4 protein-coding genes are annotated in these 21,485 nt (G+C 73.9%); 3 read left to right on the forward strand and 1 reads right to left on the reverse strand.

The window, feature by feature from the left end; all coding sequences use genetic code 11:
* Positions 1-14: 14 nt before the first annotated feature.
* Positions 15-707, reverse strand: coding sequence for a DUF4097 family beta strand repeat-containing protein (locus VFV67_RS15150; protein WP_326470572.1), 693 nt, complete (start codon positions 705-707; stop codon positions 15-17).
* Positions 708-944: 237 nt separating this feature from the next.
* Here VFV67_RS15150 and VFV67_RS15155 point away from each other — a divergent pair, with 237 nt between their 5' ends.
* From VFV67_RS15155 to VFV67_RS15165, 3 genes are all read left to right on the forward strand, one after another.
* Positions 945-1,730 carry a thioesterase II family protein gene (locus VFV67_RS15155; protein WP_326470574.1) on the forward strand — a complete coding sequence of 262 codons (786 nt, stop codon included), beginning with the start codon at positions 945-947 and terminating at the stop codon, positions 1,728-1,730.
* The gene (locus VFV67_RS15160; RefSeq protein ID WP_326470576.1) at positions 1,727-5,131 is read left to right on the forward strand and encodes an SDR family NAD(P)-dependent oxidoreductase; all 3,405 of its coding nucleotides are present in this window, start codon (positions 1,727-1,729) and stop codon (positions 5,129-5,131) included. The genes VFV67_RS15155 and VFV67_RS15160 overlap by 4 nt, the downstream gene beginning before the upstream one ends.
* Positions 5,132-5,379: 248 nt before the next feature.
* A complete protein-coding gene (locus VFV67_RS15165) occupies positions 5,380-21,480 on the forward strand; it encodes a non-ribosomal peptide synthetase (RefSeq protein ID WP_326470578.1) in 16,101 nt (5,366 codons plus the stop codon).
* The last annotated feature ends 5 nt before the right edge of the window (positions 21,481-21,485 follow it).

Here is a 21,485-nt window from a genome sequence, read left to right on the forward strand (position 1 = left end):
CGGAAGTGGGGTTGTCAGACCCGCCGGATGACGATGTCGTCGAGGTTGGTGCGGGCGCGGACCAGGATCGTGTCCGCGTAGTCCGCCGGGTTGTCGACACCGTTGAGGGTGTTGCGAACCCGGCCGAGCTTGGTGCGGACGTCGAGCCGGGCGGCCGAGCCCTCCCGAACACCGACCTCGATCTCGCCGATGGACGTGCTGAGCACGACCGTTCCGCGGATCACCTCGGCGAGGCGGATGTCGCCGGTGGTGGTCGTGACGTCCACGTCGGCGTGCGCGCGCCGCACCAGCACGTCCCCGGTGACGCCGTTGACCCGCAGGCTGTCGGTGATCTCGCCGAGCCGGAAGTCACCGAGGTCGGAGCTGAACTCGCTCTCGCCGAGCCGGCCATCGGTGACGAACGTGCCGAGGGAGGTCCGGCCCCGAACGGTCGAACCGGTGGGCAGCTCGATGGTGATGGTGACGATTCCGAACTTGGTGCCGCGGCCGAACTGCTGGTACCAGGGCAGCGACTGCCGGATCTCCAGAATGCCGGGCGACTGGATCAGTCGCACGCGCCGCGCGGCCTGGCGGCTGTCGTCGTTGCCCGGGTCGGCCGGGACGACCGTGACGATTGTGTCGGCGCGGTCGCTGGCAACGATCTGCACGTCCCCGACGTCCAGGTCGACGGTCACCGCGAGCGGCCCGGGGGTGGCGTAGGTAGGCATGCTGCTCTCCGACTCGTCCGACTTGTACGTCGTTCAAGTTGAACGATAGGCCGGACTTGGACAGTGTGCAAGTTCGCTTCGACCTGGGCATGTTCCGCACGAGCACGGAGCATGGTGATCCGGTGGCAAGGAGCCGCGTCCGGTCGACCGGACGCGGGCCGGCTTGACCGGCCGGCCGGCGCGGCCGAACCTGGGGAAGATCACGGCTTGAGTTTCGCCGGTTGAATAAGGTGGCAGATGAATCCGTTGGAAAACCGGGAACTCCTTCCGGAGAGCCCCTATATCTGGCGGGCGCGTAATCCGGCGCACACGCACCGGTTGATTTGCTTTCCGCACGCCGGGGCGGGTGCCACCGCATTTTCCGACTGGGTTCCGTTTCTGCCACCCGAAATCGAGCTGGTCGCTGTTCAGCTGCCCGGCCGGCAGAACCGCATCGCCGAGGAACCCTTTGTGGACACCGGTCCGCTCCTCACCGTGCTCACCCACGCGCTGCGCCCCGTGCTGGACGGCCGGTTCGCCTTCTTCGGACACTCCGGCGGCGCGGCGCTGGCCTACGAACTGGCCACGGCGCTGCGGTCCCGCGGCCGCCGCGGACCGGAGCAGCTGTTCCTGTCCGCCCGGCCGGCCCCGCACACGACCGAAATCCGGCAGCTGCACGATCTTTCCGACGACGAGCTCCTGGCCGAGTTGGTCGCGCTCGGCGGCATCGAGAACGAGATCGCCGAAGACCGGGACGTGATGGCCGCGCTGCTGCCGCTGCTCCGAACCGACTTCGGGCTGTGGGAACGGCACCGCAGCACCCCGCGGGCTCCGCTGGACTGCCCGATCACCGTGCTGTGCGGGACCTCCGATCCGCGCGCCCCACTGGAGACAGTGGACGAATGGCGCGCGCACACCACCGCCGGGTTCAGCACCAGGTTCTACCCCGGCGGACACTTCTACTTCCTGGAGTGGACCGCCGACGTGGTCCGCCATATGTGCGGTCGGCTGCTGGCGGCCACGACGGACCGGAAGACCGCATGACGAACCTCGACGGCGGCCCGGTGCCGATCCCGCACGGCGCGCCGGTGACCCTGCAACAGGCGCTGCGCGCGGCGGCCGAGCTGGCCCCGGACCGGGGAACGATCTTCATCACCGAGGGCCACGCGGATGCCATGCAGACCTATCCGGAACTGCTCGACGGCGCCCAGCGGGTGCTCGCCGGGCTCCGGGCGGCCGGGCTGCGTCCGGGTGACGCCGCGCTGTTCGTGTTCGACGACAACCGGGACTTCCTCACCGCCTTCTGGGCCTGTGTGCTCGGCGGGTTCGTGCCGACGCCGGTCGCCGTCGCGGCCGGCTACGAGTCGGCCAACGAGGTGAACCGCAAGCTGCACAACGCCTGGCACCTGTTGGGCCGGCCGGTGTTGCTCACCGACGCCGGCACCGCGGGAGCCCTCGCCGGGGTCCGGGACCTGTGGGGCGAGCCGGAGGTGCGCATCCATACCGTCGCCGGCCTCGCCGGGTATCCGCCGGACACGCACTGGTTCCCGGCCACCGCCGACACTCCCGTGCTCAACCTGCTCACCTCGGGCAGCACCGGCGTGCCCAAGTGCGTGCAGCACACCAACGCCAGCGTGGTGGCCAGAACCTATGCGGTGATCGAGCACTGCGGGCTCACCGGCGACGACGTCACCCTGATCTGGATGCCGTTCGACCACGTCACGGTCGCCATGTACAACGTCCGCGACACGTTCCTGCGGTGCCTGCACGTCAACGCCAGGACCAACCACTTCCTCGGTGACAGCCTGCTCTGGCTGGACTGGATCGACCGGTACCGGGTGACCAACCTGTGGGCGCCGAACTTCGCCTTCGCGATGATCAACGAGCGGGCGGCGGAGATCCGCGAACGGTCCTGGGACCTGTCCTGTGTCCGGGAGCTGACCAACGCAGGCGAACCGGTGATCGCGGCCACCAGCCACCGGTTCCTGGACCTCCTTGCGCCGCACGGGTTGCCGGCCGACGTGATGACCCCGTGCTGGGGCATGTCGGAGACCTGCTCCGGGGTCACCTACACCCGGCAGAGTCGCGACGACCGGACCGCGGGCACCGTCACGATCGACCCGTCGACGCTGTCCGGCGTGATCCGCCACGTCGACCCGAGGGACACCGGCGCGGTGGTGTTGTCCACGGTCGGGCGGCCGATTCCCGGGGTGCGGCTGCGGGTGGTGAACGAGGCCGGCCAGGTGCTGCCCGAAGGCCGGCTGGGGGAACTGCGGATCAGCGGCGACACGATGCTGCGCCACTACGTCGACAACGACGAGGCCAACCGCGAGTCCTGGGACGCCGATGGCTGGTTCCGCACCGGCGACCTCGCCTTCGTGCACGACGGCGAGGTGGTGATCGCCGGGCGGATCAAGGACCAGATCATCGTGCGCGGCAGCAACTACCTGGCGCACGAGATCGAGAGCGTCGTCGAGCGGGTGGCCGATGTCCGGGTCACGTTCGTGGCCGCGGCCGGGGTTCGCGAGCCCGGCGACGACACCGACCAGTTGGTGATCTTCTTCGTGCCGCGGCGCTGGGACGCGCTGCCCGCACTCGCCGAGGAGATCCGGGCCACGCTCGGCCGGGCCGCCGGCCTTGCGCCGGATCTCCTGATTCCGGTCACCGAGGCGGAGTTCCCGAAGACCGGCAGCGGGAAGATCCAGCGCGCGGCGCTGGTGACCGAGCTGCGGGCCGGCACGTTCGCCGGGCGGGCGATCGGCTCCGGTGCGGCGGAACCGGCCGCCGACACCTGGTTCGTGCGGCGGCGGTGGGTGGCGCTCGCGCCGGTCGCCGGGTCCGATTCCGGGTCCGGCGACGCCGGGGTCCGGCTCGTCCTCGGCTCGCCCGAGTGTCGTTCGCTGCTGGACGTTCCCGGTCCCGTGGTCACCGCGGACCGGTGCGCCGCAAGTGATCCCGCCGCGTTGCTGCGCTCGTTGACCCAGCGGGTGTCGACCGTCGTGTTCGCGTTGCCGCTGTCCCTGCCCGGCGCCGACCCGGTCGAGCGGCTCACCGTGGCGACCGCCGAGCTGAGCGCCCTGATCGGTGCGCTCGGCACCGGTGAGTTCGGCCGGCCCCAGGTGCTCGTGCTCACCTCCGGTGCGGTGTCCGTTCGTCCGGGCGACCGCATCGATCTGGGCAGCTGCGCGCTTCCCGGGCTGGTCCGCACCGTCGTCGCCGAGGCCGACCTGCCGGTTCGCCAGGTCGACCTGCCGGCCGACCCGGCCGACTGGCCCGGCGCCGTGCGCGCCGAGCTGGCCGACCGGGAGCACCGGGGAATCGTCGCCGTCCGAAGTGGACAGCGGTTCGTGCGGCGGCTGGCGCCGGTGGTCGCGCCCGCGCCCGCCTCGTCGCCGGTCGTCCCCGGCGGCCGGTACCTGATCACCGGCGGGCTCGGTGGCATCGCGGCCGAGATCGCCGGCCATCTCGTTGCCGGCCATGGGATCCGGCTGCTGCTCGTCGGCCGCTCGCCGGTCACCGGGGAGCGGGCCGCCCGGCTTGCCGAGCTGGCCGCGCTCGGCGACGTCGACTACCAGCGGCTCGACATCGCCGACGCCGACGCCCTCTCGGCGGCGGTGGCGGCGGCGGAAGCCCGCTGGGGCCGGCCGCTGGACGGCGTTCTGCACCTGGCCGGCGAGGATCCCACCGGCCAGTGGGCCAACCTCGAACAGCACACCATCGGCACCGAGTCCCCGGCCACGTTCGCCGAGCAGTACCGGGCGAAGGTCGCCGGCACCCTGGCCATCGCCCGGGTCCTGGAAACCCGGCCGCGCACGTCCCTGGTGCTGTTCGGTTCGGTCAACGGCGAGTTCGGCGGCCACTCGTTCGGCGCCTACTCGGCCGCCAACAGCTTCCTGTCCGGCTTCGCCGACCACTGGCACCACGAACGCGGCCGACCGGTCCGCGCGCTGGCCTGGAGCATGTGGACCGGCGTCGGAATGAGCCGCGCCCAACCCACCGTCGCCGCGCACCACCGCGGTTTCCGCTCGATCGAGCCGGACACCGGCGTCCGCCTGTTCCTCGAGGCGCTCGCCCTGCCCGAGCACCAGGTCCTTATCGGCCTCGACCGCACCAACCCGGCGATCATCGACGACCTGATCCCCGACCACCGACCCCGCCTGCTACCCGGCGCGGCCACCGGCCGCCGCCGGCGCCCGGTTCCCCCCGCCACCGACCTCGAACGCCGGCTCGCCCGCATCTGGTCCGATGCCCTGAACCGCCCGGAAGTCGGCCGCGAGGACTCCTTCTTCGAACTCGGCGGCAACTCCCTGCGCGCCGCGCGCCTGCTGGCCCTGGTCAACAGCCGGCTCGCCACCCGGGTCAGCACCGCCGAGCTGTACGCCAACCCCACCGTCGCCGCGCTGGCCGCCAGCATCGAACGCCGCGACCTCCCCCTGGCCGGCTGAGCACCCTCAGCCGAACATGCCCTCTCGCGCACCATCCGAGCAGGGGCATCGTGGGGTGGCCCACCCGACCGACCGTCGGGCGGGCCACCCCGCAGTTGTCGCGAGGCCCACGATGCCGAGTGCGGTCAGACCTCAGCCGTATTCCATTGATCCCGGTGCCCCGTGGCCTTGAATGTAAAGGCCGGGAAATCTCGCCGGAAAGTCCACTGTGTTCGCCGGGACACTGGCGTACGGGAGCAGCCATCGTAATGATCCCCCTGTCCAACGCGCAGCGGCGACTGTGGTTCATCGACCGGTTCGAGGGACCGTCAACGGTCTACAATGTACCGCTCGTCGCGCGGCTGCGCGGCGTCCTCGACGTTGCCGCGCTGCGCGTGGCACTGCGGGACGTGGTGCGGCGGCACGAGGTTCTGCGCACCAGGATCGTTGCGACCGACGGCGTCCCGGCCCAGGTGGTGGTGCCGATGGACGAGCTGCGGCTCGACCTGCCGGTGATCGACGTGGTACCCGAGGATCTGGCCGAGGCGACGGCACGCGCGGCCGGCCACCGGTTCGACCTGGCCGGCGAGATCCCGGTGCGCGCCTGCCTGCTGCGGCACGCCCCGGACGCGCACGATCTGGTGCTCACCGTGCACCACATCGCGATCGACGGCGAGTCCCTGCGGCCGCTCGCCGACGATCTGGCCACCGCGTACCAGGCCCGGCTGCGGTCGCAACCCCCTCGGTGGCAAGAACTTCCGGTGCGTTACGCCGACTACACGCTCTGGCAGCGGGAGCTGCTCGGCGCCGAGGACGACCCGGACAGCGTGCTGGCCACCCAGCTGCGGTACTGGCGGGAGCGGCTCGACGGCGCCCCGCCGCACCTCCCGCTGCCCACCGACCGGCCCCGCCCGGCACTGCCCACCCGGCAGGGCGGCGCGGTCGACTTCCCGATCCCCCCGGACGTGCTGGCCGCGTTGGAATGGCTGGCCAGGAAGCACGGCGCGACCACACCGATGGCCGTGCAGGCGGCGCTCGCCGTGCTGCTGCACCACCTCGGCGCCGGCGACGACATCCCGCTCGGTGCCACGATCGCCGGCCGAACCGACGAGGCACTGGACGAGCTGGTCGGATTCTTCGTCAACACCTGGGTGTTGCGCGTCGGGCTGGCCGCGAACCCGTCCTTCGCACAGGTGCTGGACCAGGTCCAGACACACGCGCTTGCCGCGTACGAGAACCAGGACGTGCCGTTCGACCGGCTGGTGGAAGCGCTCAACCCGGACCGGTCCACCGCGTACCACCCGCTGTTCCAGGTCATGTTCACCTGGCAGAGCGAGGACCGGATCGACCTGCGGCTACCCGGCCTGACCGGAACCCTTGCGGTCCTTGGAACCGGCACCGCCAAGTTCGACCTGGAGTTCAACTTCGCCACCGACACCCGGGCCGGCACCATGCGCTGCGTCCTGGAGTACGCCACCGACCTGTTCGACCGGGCCACGGTGCAGCGCCTCGGCGAGCGGTTCGTCCGGCTGCTGCGGCACCTGGTGGCGCACCCCGGCGCGCCGGTCGGCACGGCGGACCTGCTGCTGGACGGCGAGCGGGAACTGCTCGCCGAGGCGAACCGGACCGCCGTGCCGGTGGCCGAGCTGACCGTGCCGGAACTGGTCCGGCGCCAGGTCGCGGCCACCCCGGACGCGGTCGCGGTTGCCTGCGGGTCGCACGAGCTGACCTACGCCGAGCTGGGTGCCCGGGTGGACGCGCTGGCCGCCGAGCTGACCCGGCGCGGCGCCGGCGCGGAGACGCTGGTCGGGCTGGCCGTGTCCCGGTCGGCCGAGCTGGTCGTGGCCATGCTCGGCATCCTCGCGGCCGGCGCCGGCTACGTGCCGGTCGACCCCGGCTACCCCAGCGCCCGGCTGCTCCGCATCCTCGCCGACGCGCGCCCGGTGCTGGTGCTCACCGACACCGCCTCGGCCGGCGTGCTGCCGGCCGGCGTCGACCGGCTGTGCCTGGACCGGCTGGACCTGTGCGCCACCAACGCGAACCCGGTGCCGGTGCGGCCGGACGGCGTGGCCTTCGTGATGTACACCTCCGGATCCACCGGTGTTCCCAAGGGCGTCTGCATCACCCACCGCAACGTGCTGACCTGCCTGCCCGCGCTGGTCGCGGCGGTGGGCACGCCGGGTGCCCGGATCGCCGCCGGCACCTCGGTCAACTTCGACATCTCGGTGTTCGAGATCCTCACCACGCTGTCCACCGGCGGCACCGTCGAGGTGGTCCGGGACGTGCTGGAGTTGGGCGAGCGCACCGAGGGCTGGACCGGTGGGGTGCTCAGCTCGGTCCCGTCCGTGCTCACCGGGGCGCTCGACGCGATCGCCGCGAAGTCCACTGTGGACACCGTGGTGCTCGCCGGGGACGCGCTGCCGGCGGCGCTGGTGCGGCGGGTGCGCGCGGCCTTCCCCGGGGTGCGGGTGGTCAACTGCTACGGGCAGAGCGAAACCTTCTACGCCACCGCGTTCGCGCTGCCGGCGGACGAACCGTTCGAGTGGACCACCGGCGCGCCGATCGGCCGGCCGCTGGACAACGTCCGCGCCTACGTCCTCGGCGCCGGCCTGCGACCGGTTCCCCCCGGCGTGCCCGGCGAGCTGTACGTGGCCGGCAGCACGGTCGGCCGGGGCTACCACGGCCAGCCCGGACTCACCGCGACGCGGTTCGTCGCCGACCCGTTCGGTCCCAAGGGGTCGCGCATGTACCGCACCGGCGACCTGGCCCGGTGGACCGCCGACGGACAGCTGGAGTACGCCGGCCGGGTCGACACCCAGGTCAAGATCCGCGGCCTGCGGATCGAGCCGGGCGAGATCGAGACCGCGCTCACCGCCCACCCCGGCGTCGCCCAGGCCGTCGTGGTCCCCCGCCCGGACCGCACCGGCAGCATCCAACTGGTCGGCTACCTCGTCCCGGTCGGCGTGCGCTCCACCCGGGTCGGCACCGTGGCGAGCATCGGCGAGACCGAGGTCGACCTCACCGGCGGCGTGTCCCGTGCCGAGCTGCGCCGGTTCCTGTCCGCCCGGCTGCCCGAGTACCTGGTCCCGGCGTCGTTCGTGCTGCTGGACACGCTGCCGAGGACCCCGAACGGCAAGATCGACCGCACCGCGTTGCCCGAGCCGGAGTTCCACGGCCCCGAGTACCGGGCGCCGCGGTCGCCGGTCGAGCAGACCCTGGCCGCGGTGTTCGCCGACGTGCTCGGCGTGGACCGGGTCGGCGTCGACGACGACTTCTTCGCCATCGGCGGCGACAGCATCCGCTCGATCCAGGCCGCGTCCCGGGCCGGCACCCGGGGAATCCAGGTCAGCCCGCGGGAGATCTTCCGGCACCGGACCGTCACCGAGCTGGCCGCGCGCCTTGCCCACCGGGTCGGCGCCGCGGACGTCCCGGTCGAGCCGGCCGGCGGCGGCGTCGGCTGGATGCCACTACCGCCGGTCGCACGCTGGCTGCGCGAGTTGGGCGGCCGAACCGACCGGTTCGCCATGTCCGCCGTCCTGGACCTGCCCGCCGGCATCGACCGCGCCGGACTGGTCGCGACGCTGACCGCGGTGCTGGACCGGCACGACCTGCTGCGCGCCCGGCCGGTGGGCGACGGCCTGCAGGTGCGCCCGCCGGGATCGGTGCACGTCCCGGCACTGCTGCACCGGGTGGGCGCCGATGTCCCGGCCGGCGACGCACGGTGGCGGGAGCTGGCCGCGGCCGAGCTGGACGCGGCCACCGGCCGGCTGGACCCGGCGGCCGGCGTGCTGGCCCAGTTCGTCTGGTTCGAGGCCGCCGGCCGGCTGCTGATCGTCCTGCACCACCTGGTCGTCGACGGTGTGTCCTGGCGCATCCTGCTGCCCGACCTGGCCGCCGCCTGGGCGGACATCCGGCACGGCCGGGCGGCGGCGCTGCGCCCAGTGGGCACCTCGGGCCGGCGCTGGACACACGCACTCGTCGAGGCGGCCGCGAGTCCCGCGCGGGTGGCCGAGCTGCCGCTCTGGAAGTCCATAGTGGACGGACCGGATCCGCTGCTCGGCGACCGCCCGTTCGACCCCCGGCTGGACCTGGTCGGCAGCCAGGATCAGGTCAGCGTGCGGGTGCCGGCCGCGGTGACCGACGCGCTGGTCACCGCGATCCCGGCGGCGTTTCGGGCCGGCGCGGACGACGGCCTGCTGACCGGGCTGGCGCTGGCACTGCGCCGGTGGCGGCGCAACCGCGGCGTCGCCGAGCGGTCCGTGCTGGTCCGGCTGGAGGGGCACGGCCGCGCGGAGGACGCCGTGCCCGGCGCCGACCTCACCCGCACGGTCGGCTGGTTCACCAGCATCTACCCGGTTCGGCTGGACCTCGGCGAAATCGACGTCGACGAGGCGATGGCGGGCGGCGCGGCGGCCGGCGACGCGGTCAAGGCGATCAAGGAGCAGCTGCACGCGATCCCGGACCACGGCCTCGGCTACGGCCTGCTGCGCTACCTCAACGACGAGACCGCCGCCGAGCTGGCCGCCCACCCGGCCGGGCAGATCACGTTCAACTACCTCGGCCGGTACTCCGCCGCGGACATGCCGGAGGATCTGCGCGGCCTCGGCTGGACCCAGGCACCCGACGCCCGCGACCTGCTCGCCGGCCTGGACGCCGACATGCCGGCGATGGCATCGCTGGAGATCTACGCAATGGTCACCGACGCCGGTGAGCTGGCCGCGCGGCTGGTCTTCCCGGCCGGGCTGCTGGACCGGGCCGATGTCGAGGAACTGGCCGACCTGTGGCGGACCGCGCTTGCCGGGCTGGCCGCGCACGTCGCCCGGCCCGGCGCCGGCGGCCGCACCCCGTCGGACGTGCCGCTCGTGTCGGTGCGGCAACGGGATCTGGACGCCTGGCAGCGGCGCTACGGCGAGCTGGCCGATGTGTGGCCGGTGACCTCGCTGCAGCAGGGCCTCCTGTTCCACTCGCTGCTGGACACCACGCACGACGCCTACCGGATGCAGTTGGTGCTGCACCTGTCCGGCGAGGTCGACCCGGACCGGATGCGGGCCGCCGGGCAGGCGCTGCTGGACCGGCACGCCGCCCTGCGCGCGGCGTTCGTGCCGGACGCCACCGGCAACCTGGTGCAGGTCATCCCGAGCCGGGTCGAGCTGCCCTGGCGGCACCTGGTGCTGACCGGCGGCGAGCCGGAGCTGCGCCGGCTGTGCACCGCGGACCGCGATACCCGGCTCGACCCGAGCGCGGCGCCGCTGCTGCGGATGTCGTTGCTGCACACCGGGCCGGACCGGGCCGAGCTGGTGCTCACCGCGCACCACGTGTCGTTCGACGGCTGGTCCGTGCCGCTGCTGATCAAGGAGCTGTTCCACCTGTACGGCACCGGCGGCGACGCCTCGGGGCTGCCCCGGGTGCCCTCCTACCGCACGTTCCTCGCCTGGCTGGCCGAGCAGGACCACGATCGGGCGGCCCGGGCCTGGGCCGCCGAGCTGGCCGGCGTGGACGGCGCCACGCTGCTGACCCGCGGCACCCGGGTGCGGGCCGCGTCCGGCGGCGAGGTCGGCAACGTCGACGTGCCCCTCGCGCCGGCGCTGGTCCGGCGCCTGTCCAGCCGCGCGGCCCAGCTCGGCGTCACGGTCAACACCGTGGTCCAGGGCGCCTGGGCGGTGACCCTCGGCCGGCAGACCGGCCGCAGGGAGGTCGTGTTCGGCGCCACCGTTTCCGGGCGGCCGGCCGACCTGCCCGGCGTGGCCGACATCGTCGGCCTGTTCATCAACACGCTGCCGGTCCGGGTGAGCTGCGACCCCGCGGCCACGCTGGCGCAGCTGTGCATCGACCTGCAGGACCGGCAGGCCGAGTTGCTCGACCACCACCACCACGGGCTGTCCGACATCCACCGGGCCGCCGGGGTGGAGACGCTGTTCGACACGCTCGTGGTGTTCGAGTCGTTCCCGGTGGACCACGTCGGCCTGAGCGAGGCCACCGCGGCCGCCGGGTTGCGCTGCTCCGGCCTCACCCCGGTCACCGGCACGCACTACCCGCTGACCGTCACCGCCGACGTCGACCCCGGGCTGCGGCTGTCCCTGCAGTTCCAGCACGGCACGTTCGACCGGGCCGAGGTGGCCGAGCTCGCCGAGCGGTTCCACCGGGTGCTGGCCCGGTTCGCCGAGAACCCGGAGACCCGAACCCGCGACGTCGACGTGCTCTCCGGCGCCGAGCGGCGGCTGCTGCTCGACGAGCGCAACGACACCGCGGTCCCGCTGCCCGAGGTGACCCTGCCGCAGCTGTTCGAGCGGCAGGCCGCGGCCACGCCGGACGCCGTCGCGGTGGTCGCCGACGACGCGACGCTGTGCTTCGCCGAGCTGAACGCGCGGGCCAACGCGGTGGCGCACGGGCTGATCCGGCGCGGGGTCGGTCCCGAGTCGGTGGTCGCGGTCGCCCTGCCGCGCTCGGCCGAGCTGGTCGTGGCGCTGCTCGGGGTGCTCAAGTCCGGCGCCGCCTACCTCCCGATCGACACCGACCACCCGGACCACCGGGTCGCGCACCTGCTCACCGACGCCCGGCCGGCGCTGGTGCTCACCGGGTCCGACCCGGCCGAGCGCCCGGCCGGCGCGGACACCGGCAACCCGGACCCGGCGCTGCTGCCCGACCACGTGGCCTACGTCATGTACACCTCGGGTTCCACCGGGACGCCGAAGGGCGTGGCGGTCACCCATCGCAACGTCTGCACCGCCATCCCGGGTCTGGTGGACAGCCTCGGCGGGCCGGGTTCGCGGATGCTCGCCCAGGCCTCGGTCGGCTTCGACGTCTCGGTGTTCGAGATCTTCGCGACGCTGTGCACCGGCGGCAGCGTCGAGGTGGTCCGGGACGTGCTGGTGCTGGCCGAGCGGGGCGGCTGGTCCGGCGGCGTGGTCAGCTCGGTCCCGTCGGCGTTCGCCGAGGTGCTGGCCGGCACCCGGGGCCGGATCGAGCCGGCCGCCGTGGCGTTCGCCGGCGAGGGGCTGCCGGCCGCGCTGGTGCACCGGGTCCGCGCGGCGCTGCCGGGCGTGCGGGTGGTGAACGGCTACGGGCAGACCGAGACGTTCTACGCCACCACGTTCGCGATCGGCGCGGACGAGGAATGGGACGGGCCCGAGGTGCCGATCGGCACCCCACTGCCCAACGTGCGGGTCTACGTGCTCGACCCCGGGCTGGCTCCGGTGCCGCCGGGCGGGTACGGAGAGCTGTACGTGGCCGGGGCGACGGTGAGCCGCGGCTACCGCGGGCACCCGGGGCTGACCGCGCAGCGGTACCTGCCGGATCCGTTCGGGGCGCCCGGTTCCCGGATGTACCGCACCGGCGACCTGGCCCGGTGGAACGCCGGCGGGCAGCTGGAGTACGGCGGCCGCACCGACGTCCAGGTGAAGATCCGCGGGGTTCGGGTGGAACCGGCCGAGGTGGAGGCGGTCCTGGCCGCACACGCCGGAATCACCGCGGCCGCGGTGGTTGCGCGCACCGCAGGCGGCCGGGGCACCTACCTGGCCGCGTACCTGCTGTCTGCCGCCGGCCGGCTGCCGGACGGCCTGCGGGAGTACGCCTCGGCCGCGCTGCCGGCCGTGATGGTGCCGTCGGTGTTCGTCGCGCTCGACGCGTTTCCGTTGCTGCCCAACGGAAAGCTGGACCGGGCGGCGCTACCGGAGCCGCGCTTCTGCGGCGACGGCTACCGGGCGCCGCGCACCGCGCACGAGGCGGTGCTGTGCCGGCTGTTCGCCGAGGTGCTCGGTGCGGAGCGGGTCGGCATCGACGACGACTTCTTCGCACTCGGCGGGCATTCGCTGCTGGCCACCCGGCTGGTCAACCGGATCCGCGCGGCGCTGGGCGCGGAGGTGCGGATCCGCCAGGTCTTCGCAACGCCGACGGTGGCCGGGCTGGCCCGGCGGTTGCCGGCCGGCTCGGCGGACCGGCCGGCGCTGCGCCGGGCGCAGCGGCCCGCGCGGGTGCCGCTGTCCTTCGCCCAGCGCCGGCTGTGGTTCATCGACCGGTTCGAGGGACCGTCCGCGCTGTACAACCACGCGCACGTGCTGCGCATGACCGGGACGCCGGACGTGCCGGCACTGCGCGCGGCGCTGCGGGACGTGCTGCTGCGGCACGAGAGCCTGCGCACGCTGATCGGCGTGGACGACGCCGGAAACCCTTACCAGCACGTGGTTGCGGCCGCCGAGCTGCGGCTGGACGTGCCGCTGGCCGAGGTGGCGCCGGACGCGGTCGACGAGCTGGTGGCCGCGGAGCTGGCCGAGCCGTTCGACCTGTCCGCGCGGATTCCGGTGCGGGCCCGGCTGTTGCGCTGCGCCGCCGAGGAGCACGTGCTGGTGCTGGTGATCCACCACATCGCCACGGACGGCGAGTCGATGGTGCCGCTGGCCCGGGATCTGGCCACCGCCTACGCGGCGCGGGTCCGGGCGACGGCGCCGGACTGGCCGGAGCTGCCGGTGCAGTACGCCGACTACAGCCTCTGGCAGCGCGAGCTGCTCGGTGCCGAGAACGACCCGGGCAGCGTGCTGGCCACCCAGGCGGCGTACTGGCGGGCCGAGCTGGCCGGCGTGCCGCAGCCGCTGCGGCTGCCGGCGGACCGGCCCCGGCCGCCGGTGGCCAGCCACCGCGGCGACTTCGTGGAGTTCGGCCTGGAACCCGAGGTGCTGGCCGCGGTCGAGGAACTGGCAAGGGCCAGGGGTGCGACGGTGGCCATGGTGCTGCAGTCGGCGCTTTCCGTGTTGCTGTACCAGCTCGGCGCCGGCGAGGACATCACGATCGGCTCGCCGATCGCCAACCGCACCGACGCGGAACTGGCCGGCCTGATCGGGTTCTTCGTCAACACCTGGGTGCTGCGCGCCGACCTGTCCGGCAACCCGTCGTTCGACACGGTGCTGGACCGGGTGCGGGGCAAGGCTCTTGCCGCATACGAAAACCAGGACGTCCCGTTCGAGCGGCTGGTGGAGCTGCTCAACCCGGAGCGCTCCACCGCCTACCACCCGCTGTTCCAGGTGATGTTCGCCTGGCAGAACATCGACCGGGCGGACTTCGAGCTGTCCGGGCTGCGGGTGCGCCACGAGTCCGCGTTCACCCCGACCGCGAAGTTCGACCTGTTCTTCAACCTGGGGGACATCCCGGGCACCGGCGTGCTCGGGGTCCTGGAGTACGCCACCGATCTGTTCGACCGGGCGACCGCCGCCGGTCTCGCGGCCCGGTTCGTTTCGGTGCTGCGGCAGGTGGTCGCCGACCCGGACCGGCCGGTGGGCCGGGTGGACGTGCTGGTGCCGGCCGAGCGGGACCGGCTGACCGTTCCCAACCGGACGGCGGTTCCGGTGCCGGAGCTGACCGTCGCGGAGCTGGTGGCCCGGCAGGTGGCCGCCACGCCGGACGCGCCGGCCGTGGTCTGCGGCGCGGAGTCGCTGAGCTACGCGGAGTTGGACGCGCGCGCCGGCCGGCTGGCCCGGGAGCTGGTTCGGCGGGGTGCCGGCGCGGAGTCGGTGGTGGCGCTGGCATTGCCGCGGTCGGCCGGCCTGGTCGTCGCGCTGCTCGGCGTGCTGCGGTCCGGGGCGGCCTACCTGCCGATCGATCCGCATCATCCCGGCCAGCGGCTGGGTTTCCTGCTCGCCGACGCCGCTCCGGGTCTGGTGCTCACCGACGCCGGTACGCTGCCGGCGTTGCCGGAGCACGAGATCCCGTGCCTGCTGCTCGACGACCTCCCCGAGTCCGATGTGGACGATCCGGCCGGCTCGCCGGTCCGGCCGGACAACCTGGCCTACCTGATGTACACCTCGGGATCGACCGGGACGCCCAAGGGTGTGGGGATCACGCACCGCACGGTGGTCAACGGGGTGTCCCGGCTGGCCGAGGTGGCCGGCGTGCGGCCGGGTGCCCGGGTGCTGGCCGCGACCTCGATCAACTTCGACGTGTCGGTGTTCGAGGTGTTCACCGCACTGAGCACCGGGGCCACCGTCGAGATCGTGCGCGACGTGCTCGAGCTCGGCGAGCGCGGCGGCTGGACCGGCACCGTGCTGCACACGGTTCCCTCGGTGTTCGCTCGCCTGCTGGAGACCGCGGGCGGCGCGATCGACGTGGACACCGTGGTGTTCGCCGGGGAGAGCCTGCCGGCCGCCCTGGTGCACCGGGTCCGCGAACACCTGCCGGCCGCGACCGTGGTCAACGCCTACGGGCAGACGGAAAGCTTCTACGCCACCACGTTCACCGTCGGCGCCGGCTGGGACGGGGCCGGCGGCGTGCCGATCGGCACCCCGCTCGGCAACATGCGCACCTACGTGCTCGGCCCCGGGCTGGCCCCGGTTCCGCCGGGCGTGGTCGGCGAGCTGTACGTGGCCGGCGAGGTGGGCCGGGGCTACCACGCCAATCCCGGGCTGACCGCCGGCCGGTTCCTCGCCGATCCGTTCGGCGCGGCCGGATCGCGGATGTACCGCACCGGCGACCTGGCTCGGTGGAACGCCGACGGGCAGCTGGAGTTCGCCGGGCGGGCCGACAACCAGATCAAGATCCGCGGGGTCCGGATCGAGCCGGCCGAGATCGAGCAGGCCCTGACCGCGCACCCCGGCATCGCGCACGCGGTGGTCGTCGCCAAGCCCGGCCGTACCGGCGAAACCCGGCTGGTCGGCTACCTGGTCCCGGCCCGAACCGGGGACGCCGGGCCGAACACCCGGGACCTGACCGTGGACCTCTCGGCCGGGGCGCTGCGCCGGTTCGCCGCCGCCCGGCTGCCCGAGTTCCTGGTGCCGGCGGCGTTCGTCGTGCTGGACCGGCTGCCGCTGGACCCGAACGGGAAGGTGGACCGCGCCGCGCTGCCGGAGCCGGAGCCGGCCCGCACCGAGTACCGGGCGCCGGGCACGGCCGCGGAGGTCGCCCTTGCCGGCGTGTACGCCGAGGTGCTCGGCGTGCACCCGGTCGGCACCGGGGACGACTTCTTCGCCATCGGCGGCGACAGCATCCGCTCGATCCAGGTGGTGTCCCGGGCCCGGGCGCTCGGCGTGGAGATCACCCCGCGGGAGATCTTCGAGCACCGGACCGTGGCCGAGCTGGCAGCGCTTGCGGCCGGCCGGTCCGGCGCCGGCCCGGTGCTCGCCGAGCTGGCCGGCGGCGGCACCGGCACCCTGCCGCTGCCGCCGGTGGCCCGGTGGCTGCTGGAGCTGGGCGGCGGGATCAACCGGTTCGCCATGTCCACCGTGGTCGACCTGCCCGCCGGCATCGACCACGCCGGCCTGGTCGCGACGCTGGCCACGGTGGTCGACCACCACGACATGCTGCGCGCACGCCTGGTTCCGGGCGGCATCGAGACCGGCCCGCCGGGATCGGTCGACGTGGCCGGCGCCGTTCGCCGGGTGGCCTGCACCGGATCGTGGGACCGGCGCTGGTACGACCTGGCCGCCGCCGAACTGGCCGAGGCGACCGGCCGGCTCGACCCGGAAACCGGTGCGGTGGCCCGGTTCGTGTGGTTCGACCCGGGTCCGGCCGGCCCCGGCCGGCTGCTGATCGTGCTGCACCACCTGGTGGTGGACGCGGTTTCCTGGCGGATCCTGCTGCCGGACCTGGCCGCGGCCTGGCGGCGGATCCGCGCCGGCACGACGCCCGAGCTGCCCCCGGTGGCGACCTCGGCGCGCCGGTGGGTGCACGCGCTCGCCGACGCGGCGACCGCGCCGGATCGGGTGGCCGAGCTGCCCTACTGGCACTCCGTCGTGGCCGGACCGGATCCGGTGCTCGGGGTCCGCGCGCTGGACCCGGCCGTGGACGTGATGTCCACAGTGGATCGGATGTGGGTGCACCTGGCGGCGGCGGTGACCGAGGCGGTGCTGACCGCGGTGCCGGCGGCGTTCCACGGTGGCGTGAACGACGGCCTGCTGACCGCGCTGGTGCTCGCGGTCGCGCACTGGCGGCGCGCCCGGGGCGGGCCGCAGACCTCGGCGCTGATCCGGCTGGAGGGCCACGGCCGGGAGGAGGACGCCGTGCCGGGCGCGGACCTCACCCGCACGGTCGGCTGGTTCACCAGCATGTTCCCGGTGCGCCTGGACATCGGCGACGCCGACCTCGACGAGGCGTTCGCCGGAGGCCCGGCGGCGGGTGCGGTGCTCAAGGCGGTCAAGGAGCAGCTGCGGGCGGTTCCGGACAAGGGCATCGGGTTCGGTCTGCTGCGCTACCTCAACGAGGACACCGCCGCCGTCCTCGCGCCGCACCCGACCGGGCAGATCGCGTTCAACTACCTGGGCCGGGTGTCCGGCGGGGACGTCCCGGCCGAGCTGCGCGGGCTGGGCTTCACGCCGGCCGCCGGCACCACCGGGCTGATCGCCGCCCCGGACCCCGATCTGGTCGCGCCGGCCGCGCTGGAGATCGACGCGGTGGTCACCGACTCGCCGGACGGCCCGGCGCTGCACGCGATGTTCGGCGCCCCGGCGGGAGTGCTCGACGGCGGCGCGGTGCGGGAGTTGGCCGAGCTGTGGCTGGCCGCGCTCGGCGGGCTGGCCGCGCACGTGGCCCGGCCCGGCGCAGGCGGGCTGACCCCGTCCGACCTGCCGCTGGTTTCGGTGCGGCAGCGGGAGATCGAGGCGTGGGAGCGGCGCTACCCGGGCCTGGCCGACGTGTGGCCGCTGACCCCGTTGCAGTCCGGGCTGCTGTTCCACTCCCGGCTGGCCGGGGCCGGCTACGACGCCTACCACACGCAGGTCGTGTACCACCTGTCCGGCGAGGTCGACCCGGTGCGGCTGCGCGCGGCCGGGCAGGCACTGCTGGACCGGCACGCCAGCCTGCGCACCGCGTTCGTGGACACCGCGGCCGGTGACCGGGTGCAGTTCGTGCTGGACCGGGTGGCGCTGCCGTGGCAGCAGGCCGATCTGCGCGGGCTGGCGCCGGACCGGCGGGCCGCGGCGCGCGAGGAGTTCCTGGCCGCCGACCTCGCCGACCACTTCGATCCGGCCACCGCGCCGCTGCTGCGGCTGGCCCTGGTCCGGACCGGTGCCGGACGGGCCGAGCTGGTGCTCACCGCGCACCACGCGCTGCTGGACGGCTGGTCGATGGGCATCCTGATGCGGGATCTGGTGCACCTGTACGGATCCGGTGGGGACGAGCGCGGGTTGCCGAGGGTGCGCCGGTACCGGGACTTCCTGGCTTGGCTGTCCGGTGTGGACGGTGCGGCGTCGGCCCGGGTGTGGGCGGACGAGCTGGCCGGGCTGGACGGACCGACCCTGCTCGCACCGGAGGCCGGCGCCGAGGTGGACCACGGGCGGGTCGGGCAGCTCGACGTTCCGGTTCCGGCCGAGGTCGCGCGGGCGCTGGCCGGCCGGGCCGCCGAGCTGGGCGTCACCCTCAACACCGTGGTGCAGGGCGCCTGGGCGGTCGTGCTGGCCGCCCAGACCGGCCGGTCGGACGTGGTGTTCGGCACCACCGTCTCGGGCCGCCCGCCGGAGCTGGCCGGGGTGGAGTCGATGGTGGGGCTGTTCATCAACACCCTGCCGGTGCGGGTCACACTGTCCCCTTGGGACAGTCTGCGCCAGGTGCTGACCGGCCTGCGGGACCGGCAGAACCGGCTGATGGACCACCACCACTCCGGGCTGACCGAGATCCACCGGGCCGCCGGCACGAGCAGGCTGTTCGACACGGTGACCGTGTTCGAGTCGTTCCCGGTCGACCGCACCGAGCCCGGCACCGGCCTCGCGATCACCGGGGTCGGCACGGCGAACGGCACGCACTACCCGGTGGGCATCGCGGCCTGCGCCGCGCCGGAGCTGACCGTGGTCGTGCAGTACCGGCGCGACGTCGTCGAACCCGACACCGCCGGGGTGATCGCCGCCCGGCTGGCCGGGGTGCTCGAGCGGATCGCGGCGGACCCGGACCTCCCGGTGGGCGGGCTGGAGCTCGCGGCGGCCGGGCACGGCCATGGCGAGGCCGCGGTGCCGGAGCCGGCCGGAACCATCGCCGAGCTGTTCGCCCGGCAGGTCGCCGCGACCCCGGACGCGGTCGCGGTGTGGTTCGAGGACACCACGCTGACCTACGCCGAGTTGGACGACCGGGCCGGCCGGCTGGCCGGTGCGTTGATCCGGCGCGGCGTGCGGGCCGAGTCGGTGGTCGCGGTGTCGGTGCGCCGGTCGCCGGAGCTGGCGGTGGCGCTGCTGGCCGTGACCAGGGCCGGCGGGGTGTACCTGCCGGTGGACGCCGACCACCCGGCCGAGCGGATCGCCTACCTGGTCGGCGACGCGCACGCCGTTCTGGCCATTGTGGACGGATCGACGGCCGCCGTGCTGGCGAAGGCCGTCCCCTGCCTGCGGGTGGACCAGCCGCTGAGCGATCCCCCCGCCGCGGCCCGTTCGTCCAATGTGGACAATGCGGCCTACGTCGTCCACACCTCCGGCTCGACCGGGTCGCCGAAGGGCGTCGTGGTCACCCACCGCGGCGTGGCCGGGCTGGTCGCGGCGCACGTCGAACGGCTCGGGATGGCCCCGGACAGCCGGATGCTGCAGCTCGCCTCGCCGAGCTTCGACGTGTCGATCTGCGAACTGCTCACCGCGCTGCTGTCCGGCGCGAGCGTGGTGCTGGCGCGCGCCGACCGGCTGCTGCCCGGCCCGGCGCTGGCCCGGACCATCGACGAGCACCGGGTGACCCACGTGCAGCTGACGCCCACGATGCTCGCCGCGATGCCGGCCGGCGCGCTGTCCACGGTGACCTCGCTGGTGGTCGGCGGCGAGCCCGCCGGGCGCGAGGTGGTGGCCCGGTGGTCGGCCGGCCGCAAGATGGTCAACGCGTACGGGCCGACCGAGGCCACCGTGGCCGTCACGCTGAGCGCGCCGCTGACCGCGGACGCCGCCGCCGTCCCGATCGGGTCACCGGTGCCGAACACCACGGTGTACGTGCTGGACCCGGCGCTGCGGCCGGTGCCGGTCGGGGTGCCCGGGGAGTTGTACGTCGCCGGCGCCGGGGTGGCCCGCGGGTACGCCGGCCGGCCGGACCTGACCGCCGGGGCGTTCGTGCCCTGCCCGTTCGGCGCGCCCGGCACCCGGATGTACCGCACCGGCGACCTGGTGACCCGGACCCCGGCCGGCGAGTTGGTGTTCCAGGGCCGGGCCGACGACCAGGTCAAGATCCGCGGGTTCCGGATCGAGCCCGGCGAGGTCGAGGCCGCGCTGCTGGCGCATCCGGACGTCGACCGGGCCGTGGTGGTCGCCGACGGGCAGCGGCTGGCCGGTTACGTCGTACTCGCCGGTGCGGTGCCGGTCGCCGGGCTGCGCGACCACCTGCGCGAGCGGCTGCCGGCGCACATGGTTCCGGCGGCGCTGACCGTCATTCCGACGGTGCCGCTCACCCCGAGCGGCAAGGTGGACCGGCGGGCACTGCCGGCGCCGGACTACGCGGCCGCGCCGGCCGGCCGGGAGCCGCGGACCACCCGGGAGCGGATCCTGTGCGGGCTGTTCGCCGAGGTGCTCGGCGCCGGCCGGGTGGGCATCGACGACGGCTTCTTCGCGCTGGGCGGGCATTCCCTGCTGGCCATCCGGCTGCTGGCCCGGATCCGCACCGTGCTCGGCGTCGACCTGCCGCTGCGGCTGGTGTTCGACGGCCCCACGGTCGCCGAGTTGGCCGGCTACCTGGAGTCCGGCTCCGGCCCGGCCGAGGCATCCGATCCGTTCGGGCCGGTGTTGCCGATCCGGACCGGCGGTGACCGGGAACCGTTGTGGTTCATCCACTCCGGCGGCGGACTGAGCTGGCCCTATCTCGGCTTCGCCAACCGACTTCCCGCGGACCGGCCGATCTACGGCATACAGGCCAAGGGATTCGACGGTTCGACGCGACTGCCCCGGTCCGTCGACGAGATCGTCGCGGACTACGTGGCGGAGATTCTGGCCGTCCAACCGGACGGACCGTTCCATCTGATCGGCTATTCCATTGGAGGAACCCTTGCTCAGGCGGTTGCAGTCGAAATTGTTCGGCGAGGACACGATGTGGCTCTACTGGCTGTCCTTGATGGCGCCCCCCGTAGTGCTCTTGACCCCGGAACTGCCCCGGCCGGCGACGAGTTCCGCGAGTACTTCGGACGAGCACTCACCGGCGTTGTCGGCGACGAGGACTTCGAGTCGTTCGTAGCCAACGCGGTCCGGGTCGTGCACAACCAGGCAGCCCTGATGGCACGGTTCGTCTCGCCGGTCTTCCCCGGTGACGTCCTGCTGTTCCGGGCGGTGCACGACCCGAGCCCGCCGTCCGCCGAGCTGTGGCGGCCGTTCGTCTCCGGCGCCATCCACACCCACGACATCGCCAGCACGCACGCCGATCTGTACCTGCCGGAGCCGGCGGCCGCGATCTGCGAGGTCATCAGCACCACGATCGCGTCGACGACCGAGGGAGAACGCCGGTGAGCCCC

The organism is Actinophytocola sp., from assembly GCF_035762905.1.
Classification (GTDB): Bacteria; Actinomycetota; Actinomycetes; order Mycobacteriales; family Pseudonocardiaceae; genus DASYTH01.